Below are 6728 nucleotides of genomic sequence, written 5' to 3' on the forward strand. Positions count from 1 at the left end.
TTCATGGCCAACAGCCGCGCCAAGACCAATCGCGACACCGACGGATTCGTGAAAGTCATCGCCGACGCCAAGTCCGACCGCGTGCTCGGAGTATGGATCATCTCGTCACTGGCCGGCACACTCATCGCCGAAGCCTGCATCGCGATGGAGTTCGGCGCGACATCTGAGGACATCGCCTACACCAGTCACGCCCACCCGACCCACGCCGAGGCAATGAAGGAAGCGGCGATGGCGGTGCAAGGCAAGCCGATCCACATCTGAGCCGCCTGCGTTGAGCAAGACCCGCATCCGCACCGTGTTGCGGCGCTACCATATCTGGCTGGGCTGGCTGGTCGGCGTGCCGCTGCTGTTTTGGACGCTGAGCGGCGTCGTCATGGTGTGGAAGCCGATCGACGAGGTTCGCGGCAGCGCGCTGCTCGCTCCCGCCGCGCCGTTCACCTTGTCGGCGACGCCGGTCGTTCCCGATTTCGGCGGGCGACGGCTGACCGCATTGGCGATCGAGCCGCGTGCCGCCGGGCCACGCTGGGTCGCGCAATTTGCCGGGGGTGGCTCGATGCTGGCTGATCCCGCGACCGGCGCGCTGCTGCCCGACCTCACTCCTGCCGATGCCGTCCGCGAATTTACCGCGCGCTATCGTGGCACGGCGCGCATCGTCTCGACCCAGGTGATCGACGCCGCCCGTCCGCCGCTCGACCTGCGCCGCAAGGGTCCGGCCTTCGCCATCACGATGAGCGACGGCGCCCATTTCTTCGTCGCCGCCGACAGCGGGGCGGTGATTGCGACGCGGACCCGCTTCTGGCGCTTCTACGACTGGATGTGGGGGCTCCACATCATGGATCTGGGCAGCCGCGAGAATACCCACAATCCGTGGATCGTCGGCTTCGGGCTGCTGACGTTGCTCACCACCGTGCTCGCGCTCGTCCTGCTCCCGCTCACCGGCAAGCGCCGCCGCCGACCCTAGCTGACCGGCTCCGGCTCCCGTGGTGGCACCGTTCGCGTCGCGAGGTCGCGCTGGAAATAGCCGATGTCGATCCACTCGCCGAGCTTGTAGCCGGGCGCCCGGATCGTTCCGGCGAGGGTGAAGCCGAGGCTCTCGTGGAGCGCAACGCTTGGCCGGTTGGGCAGCGAGATGCTGGCGATGGCGGTGACGAACCCGGCGCGCTCGAGCTGAACCAGAAGCGCGCTCATCAGCCGCCGCGCGACCCCGCGCCGATGGCTGCCGGGCGCGACATACACGCCGGTTTCGACCGCCCAGCGATGGGCCGAGCGCTGGCGGAAATAGCCGCTGCTGGCATAACCGAGCAGCGCCCCTGCCTCTTCGGCGACCAGCCACGGGTAGGCGATACCCGTCCCGCGCACCCGCCCCGCCACTTCGGCGGCGTCGGGCGGCACTTCCTCGAACGTCGCCTGGCTGGTCTCGACGAACGGCGCGTAGATGGCGGCGATCGCGGCGGCGTCGGCCTCGCTCGCCGCCCGGATCAGGACCACAGCCAGCGCAGCACCAGCGCGAACAGCCCGGGCGTCGCGTCGCGCGTCACCGCCGCCGAACTGCTCGGCCCGCACTCGAGGCAGCGCGCCTGGACCGACGGCCCGGCCATGATCTGCTGCACTTCCGCGAGCGCTCGCTCAATCTCGGCGGCGGGCGACGGCGCCAGGCCTGCGAAGGCGTCGGTCGTCCCACGATCCTCGTCATCGTTGCCGGCCAGTGCCGCCATCGCCGCTTCCTGCAAGCTCGCCGGCCGTTCGAGGTAGCGCACGCCGCGCTCGTCGCCGAGCTTGGCGAGTTCGGCCGCCTTGCTAATCGCCTCGGCCATCCCGCCGAACCCGTCGACCAGCCCGAGCTGGCGCGCGGTCCCGCCGTCCCACACCCGCCCTTGCGCGATCTTGTCGATCTCGGCTGGACTCTTGTGCCGCGCGGCGCCGACAATCCCGAGGAAGCGCGAATAGATTGAATTGACCCCCGCCTGGATCAGCGCCGCAGCCTCGGGCGATGGCCCGTGGAACAGGTCGGGCTCGCCCGACAACGGGGTCGTCTTGATCCCGTCGGCGCCAACCCCGAGCTTCTGCAGCGTCCCCTGGAAGCTCGGCAATATCCCGAACACCCCGATTGATCCGGTGATCGTCGACGGTTCGGCAAAGACATAATCGCCCGGGGTCGAGACCCAATATCCGCCCGACGCCGCCACCGACCCCATCGACACGACGATCGGCAGTTTCTTCTCCTTGGCCGCGAGCAGCGCCTGGCGGATCCGCTCGGACGCAATCACCGACCCGCCCGGCGAATCGACCCGCACGACCAGCGCCTTCACATCATCGTCGGCGATCCCCTTGCGGATTGCCGCGGCGATGCTGTCGCCGCCGGCGGTACCGAGCGGCGCCTTGCCGTCGACGATCGTCCCGGCAATCGTGACGATCCCGATCGGCCCGCGCGGATTGCGGTCGACCATCGCCTTCACATAGCTGTCGAGGCGGATCGTGCGGTACCCGGTCCGGGCCTTGTCATCCTCGCCGCCAAGCTTCGCCAGCCGCGCTTCGAACGCGCGCCGGTCGGCGACCCGGTCGACCAGCCCGGCATTGCGCGCCGCCACCGCAAGGTCGCCACCCGCCGCCGCCACCGCGCCCGCCGTGTCCTTCATATAGGCATCGACCTTCGCCGCCGGCCGAGCCTTCACCACGTCGTCGCGCCAATTCTCGAGCAATGCCCCGCCCAGTGCCTGCGCCGCGGCCTTGGCCTCGGGCGACATGTCGCTGCGGATGAACGGCTCGACCGCCGACTTGTAGGTCCCGACGCGATAGACGTTGGCGGTCACCCCCAGCTTGTCGAGCAGCCCCTTGTAATAGAGGTTCTGCGATCCCGGGCCCATCAGTCCGACCGTCCCGAACGGGCTCAGCCAGATCTCCGAGGCATGCGACGCGACCTGATAGCTGTCGTCGGTGTAGCCCGTGGCATAGGCGATCACCGGCTTGCCGCCCGCCTTGACCCGCGACACCGCCGCGCCGAGGTCGCCCATCGCCGCCTCGCCGCCGCCGAGGAAGCCGTCGAAGTCGAGCGCGACAGCCTTGACCCGGTCGTCGCTCTTCGCCGCGTCGAGCGCCGCGACGAGGTCGCGCAGGGCATATTCCTTGACCCGGCCTGATTGTCCCGAGAGCAGCGCGGTGGCGTCGGGCTTCGACGGCTGCTCGACCACCCTGCCGGTCAGCGCCAGCGTCAGCACCCCGTCGCGAACCGGCGGCGGACCGGCCGACAGGGCGACATAGATCGCGCCGAAGAACAGCAGCATGAAAATCAGGACGAGGACGTCCTTGACCCCGACTATCAGCCGCCAGATCGCCCGTACCAATCGCATCTTGTGTCCCTCGCAAATCGCCAGCCGCTGCTAGCCGAGCGCGGCGGGGATTGCGAGCGGCTAGCAAAGATCCCTAAATGCAGCTCTCCCTGACTGGGGGTGTTGCGCAAATATTCGCCGCCCCGCATGACCCCGCACATGTCCGCTTCTCACCCCTGGCGCACCGAGTTCCGGGCGATGCTCGTCCTTTCCTGGCCGCTGATCCTGTCGAACCTGACGATGGCGCTGATCCAGGCGACCGACGTCGTCCTGATGGGCTGGCTCGGGCCGCATGCGCTGGCGGCGTCGGCGCTGGGGCTGAATCTGACCTTCGCCTTCCTGCTGTTCGGAATCGGGATGATCACCGCCTCGTCGCCGATGATGGCGACCGCCTTGGGTCGCCGCGCGCACAGTGTCCGTCAGGTCCGCCGGACCTTTCGCCAGGCGCTGTGGCTGGCGGTGCTGCTCTCGCTGGGGATCTGGCTCGTGCTGTGGAACGCCGAGCCGCTGATCCTCGGCCTCGGTCAGGAGCCGAGCCTGGCGCATGACGCCGGCCGTTTTCTGCGCGGCTATATGTGGAGCGCGTTGCCGTTCCTGCTGTTCCAGGTGATGCGCAATTTCCTCTCGGCGCTCGAGCGGCCGGGCTGGATCCTGGCGATCAGCGCCGTCGGCATCGGCCTCAACGCGTTGCTCGGCTGGGCGCTGATCTTCGGCCACTTGGGGCTGCCCGCGCTGGGCATTATCGGCGGCGGCATGGCGACCAGTATCGTCTGGGCGGTGCTCGCTTTGGCGCTGGCGGCCGTGCTGCTCACCGACCGCCAGTTCGCGCGCTTCCATTTGTTCGGGCGGTGGTGGCGATCGGACTGGCCGCGCTTCGGGGCACTGGTCAAACTGGGGCTGCCGATCGGGCTGGCGATGAGCTTTGAAGGTGCGGTATTCGGCGCGGCGGCATTCCTGATGGGGCTGATCGACGCCGAATCGGTCGCCGCCCACGCCGTTGCGCTGCAGATCGCGGCACTGAGCTTCATGGTACCGCTCGGGCTGGGGCAGGCGGCGACCATCCGCGTCGGCTTCGCGCTCGGCCGCGGCGACCGCGCCGCGATCACCCGCGCCGGCTGGACCGCATGGCTGCTCGGGGTCGGATTCATGGCCGCGATGGCGGCGCTGCTGTGGCTTGAACCACGCCCGCTCGTCACCCTGTTCCTCGAAAACAATGCGGCCAATGCGCGGGTCATCGGCCTCGCCGTCAACTTCCTCGCCATCGCCGCCATCTTTCAGGTGGTCGACGGGGCGCAGGTGGTCGGCGCGGGGATGCTGCGCGGGCTCCACGACACGCGCGTACCGATGTTCTTTGCGCTGATCGGCTATTGGGGCATCGGCATCGGCGCCGGTGCCTGGCTTGCGTTCCGCCGCGGCTGGGCGGGGCAGGGGATCTGGGCCGGACTCGCGCTCGGCCTCGCCGTCGTCGCGCTGCTGATGATCGTGCGGTGGACACGGCGCGAGGTGCTCGGGCTCGGCGCCCCCGCGACTGCCTAGGGCTTAGCCCTCGACGTAGACAACGTCACCGCGCGCCACGGTCGCGAACAGTTTCTTGGCGAAGCTCATCGGCAACCGGAAGCAGCCATGCGACGCCGGATAGCCCGGCACCACGCCGCCGTGGAGCGCGACGCCATAGCGATTGAGGCGCAGCATGAACGGCATCGGCGCGGCGCTGTAGCGGTTGGAGCGGTGAAACACCTGCTTGTCGAGGATCGGGAACTGGCCGACCGGCGATTCATGATTCTTCTTGCCGCTTGAAATGGTCGACGCGCCGATCAGCCGGTCAGCGCGATAGACCCACGCCATCTGGTCGGACAGGCTGACTACGACCCTGACCGGGCCGGTCGCGGGCACGTCGCTGACCCACCGCGAGTCCGGCGCGGCAAGGCTGGCGACCCCGAAGGTCGCCGCCATCTCGGCCTTGGCCTTTGCCGAATAGCCCCAGCCCCATGGGCGCGGCTCGGCGGCGGCTGCCGGAACGACCGGCCCGGCGACCTGCCGTTGGTCGACCGCGCAAGCGGACAGCAACATCTCGGTGACGAGGCCGAAGACGGCCGACTGGCGTTTCAAAAGCGGTGCTCCGGATCTCGGCATGGCTGGTATATCCTGGACCATGCCAAGATTGCGGGGAAATGCGAAGCGTTACGCCTCGATAATGACTGGACTGCCGGTTTGGGTCAGCTCGAACAGCCGCGCGGCGAACCTCACCGGCAGGCGGATGCAGCCGTGGCTGGCCGGATAGCCCGGGTTGTCGCCGCGATCGACGTTGATCTGTCTTTCCTTCAAAATCACGACGGTCTCGCAACCATCGAACCTGAAATGCACAACGATTGCTTGACCTCCTTATGCCGCCCTCCCATATGCGCTGCATCGCTGGCACTCTCATCCGGTGAGTGCCAGCGGCAGGTTCAATCAATTAAAGGGATATCAGGAAGATGGGTTTCAGGCCGCTTCATGACCGTGTCCTCGTGCGTCGCACCGAGGCCGAGGAAAAGACCGCTGGCGGGATCATCATCCCCGACACGGCCAAGGAAAAGCCCCAGGAGGGCCTAGTCGTCTCCGCCGGCACCGGCGCTCGCAACGAAGCTGGCACGGTCCACCCGCTCGAGGTCAAGGCCGGCGACAAGATCCTGTTCGGCAAATGGTCGGGCACCGAGGTCAAGGTCGACGGCGAAGACCTCATCATCATGAAAGAAAGCGATATTCTGGGGATCGTTGGCTAACAGCCGATCGACCTCCCATTGCTCAGATGAGCGATGATCGTGAAGTTTCACTTACACAGAAAGGGTAGCCAACATGGCAGCCAAGGACGTAAAATTCAGCCGCGACGCGCGTGAACGCATCATGCGCGGCGTCGACATCCTCGCCGACGCGGTCAAGGTGACCTTGGGTCCCAAGGGCCGCAACGTCGTTCTCGACAAAAGCTATGGCGCGCCGCGCATCACCAAGGACGGCGTCACCGTCGCCAAGGAGATCGAGCTCAAGGACAAGTTCGAGAACATGGGTGCGCAGATGCTGCGCGAAGTGGCCTCGAAGACCAACGACATCGCCGGTGACGGCACCACCACCGCGACCGTGCTCGCCCAGGCGATCGTTCGCGAGGGCATGAAGTCGGTCGCCGCCGGCATGAACCCGATGGACTTGAAGCGCGGCATCGACCTCGCCGTCGTTCGCGTCGTCGAGGACTTAAAGGCGCGCTCGAAGCCGGTCGCCGGGACCAAGGAAATCGCCCAGGTCGGGATCATCTCGGCCAACGGCGACACCGTCGTCGGCGAGAAGATCGCCGAAGCGATGGAAAAGGTCGGCAAGGAAGGCGTTATCACCGTCGAGGAAGCCAAGGGGCTCGAGTTCGAACTCGACGTC

The 6728-nt window shown here is 67.4% G+C and carries 7 protein-coding genes and 2 pseudogenes; 5 read left to right on the top strand and 4 right to left on the bottom strand.

Translation table 11 applies throughout. From position 1 onward, the window contains the following. Positions 1-261, top strand: a pseudogene (locus Q0R27_RS00535) (dihydrolipoyl dehydrogenase); the annotation flags it as partial. 10 nt (positions 262-271) lie between these two features. Further along, entirely contained in the window at positions 272-961 is a 690-nt protein-coding gene (locus Q0R27_RS00540; protein ID WP_293940101.1) for a hypothetical protein, read from the top strand. Here the strand turns inward: Q0R27_RS00540 and Q0R27_RS00545 are convergent. Both Q0R27_RS00545 and sppA read right to left on the bottom strand, forming a co-directional pair. Further along, on the bottom strand, positions 958-1488 hold the full coding sequence (locus Q0R27_RS00545; protein ID WP_293940103.1) for a GNAT family N-acetyltransferase: 531 nt from the start codon (positions 1486-1488) through the stop codon (positions 958-960). The genes Q0R27_RS00540 and Q0R27_RS00545 overlap by 4 nt on opposite strands. After that, positions 1479-3347, bottom strand: a complete 1869-nt coding sequence (sppA, locus tag Q0R27_RS00550) for a signal peptide peptidase SppA (protein WP_293940105.1) — start codon at positions 3345-3347, stop codon at positions 1479-1481. Before sppA ends, Q0R27_RS00545 begins: the two co-directional genes overlap by 10 nt. A 138-nt stretch (positions 3348-3485) precedes the next feature. Here sppA and Q0R27_RS00555 point away from each other — a divergent pair, with 138 nt between their 5' ends. Continuing rightward, positions 3486-4862: an MATE family efflux transporter gene (locus Q0R27_RS00555; RefSeq protein WP_293940107.1), complete on the top strand. Its 1377-nt coding sequence runs from the start codon at positions 3486-3488 to the stop codon at positions 4860-4862. A 3-nt stretch (positions 4863-4865) separates the two neighbouring features. Here the strand turns inward: Q0R27_RS00555 and Q0R27_RS00560 are convergent, their stop codons facing one another. Both Q0R27_RS00560 and Q0R27_RS00565 read right to left on the bottom strand, forming a co-directional pair. Then, on the bottom strand, positions 4866-5459 hold the full coding sequence (locus Q0R27_RS00560) for a L,D-transpeptidase family protein (protein WP_293940109.1): 594 nt from the start codon (positions 5457-5459) through the stop codon (positions 4866-4868). A 69-nt stretch (positions 5460-5528) separates the two neighbouring features. Further along, positions 5529-5621, bottom strand: a pseudogene (locus tag Q0R27_RS00565) (L,D-transpeptidase family protein); the annotation flags it as partial. A gap of 179 nt (positions 5622-5800) precedes the next feature. Between Q0R27_RS00565 and groES the strand changes: the two are divergent. Together groES and Q0R27_RS00575 are read left to right on the top strand one after the other, a co-directional pair. Continuing rightward, positions 5801-6088: a co-chaperone GroES gene (gene groES, locus Q0R27_RS00570; RefSeq protein WP_293940111.1), complete on the top strand. Its 288-nt coding sequence runs from the start codon at positions 5801-5803 to the stop codon at positions 6086-6088. Positions 6089-6161: 73 nt separating this feature from the next. Continuing rightward, a partial coding sequence (locus Q0R27_RS00575) for a TCP-1/cpn60 chaperonin family protein (protein ID WP_293940113.1) occupies positions 6162-6728 on the top strand: 567 nt, incomplete at its 3' end.

Origin of the sequence: Sphingomonas sp., assembly GCF_025362505.1 — a bacterium.
GTDB lineage: Bacteria > Pseudomonadota > Alphaproteobacteria > Sphingomonadales > Sphingomonadaceae > Sphingomicrobium.

Excerpts from the sequence above, each read along its gene's own strand:
- Q0R27_RS00555 (WP_293940107.1), top strand. The coding sequence starts at position 3,486 with ATGTCCGCTTCTCACCCCTGGCGCACCGAGTTCCGGGCGATGCTCGTC.
- groES (WP_293940111.1), top strand. The coding sequence starts at position 5,801 with ATGGGTTTCAGGCCGCTTCATGACCGTGTCCTCGTGCGTCGCACCGAG.
- Q0R27_RS00560 (WP_293940109.1), bottom strand. The coding sequence starts at position 5,459 with ATGCCGAGATCCGGAGCACCGCTTTTGAAACGCCAGTCGGCCGTCTTC.
- sppA (WP_293940105.1), bottom strand. The coding sequence starts at position 3,347 with ATGCGATTGGTACGGGCGATCTGGCGGCTGATAGTCGGGGTCAAGGAC.